This window comes from Paenibacillus camelliae (assembly GCF_023715345.1).
GTDB classification, from domain to species: Bacteria; Bacillota; Bacilli; order Paenibacillales; family Paenibacillaceae; genus Pristimantibacillus; species Pristimantibacillus camelliae.
The window spans coordinates 1-256 of record NZ_JAMBNY010000086.1 but is presented as its reverse complement, the minus strand read 5'-3'; the positions used below and the strand labels follow the sequence as shown (position 1 = coordinate 256).

General features: G+C 53.1%; 1 rRNA gene. It reads right to left on the bottom strand.

The features are described from left to right. Window positions 1-256 (bottom strand): 16S ribosomal RNA (locus M3180_RS22520); the annotation flags it as partial.

Genomic DNA, 256 nt, shown 5'->3' with positions numbered 1-256 from the left:
TTACCTCACCAACTAGCTAATGCACCGCAGGTCCATCCATAAGTGACAGATTGCTCCGCCTTTCCCAACTCTCTCATGCGAGAGATTTGCGTATCCGGTATTAGCATTCGTTTCCGAATGTTATCCCGGTCTTATGGGCAGGTTACCTACGTGTTACTCACCCGTCCGCCGCTAACTCTCAGGAGTGCAAGCACTCCATCAAGTCCGCTCGACTTGCATGTATTAGGCACGCCGCCAGCGTTCGTCCTGAGCCAGG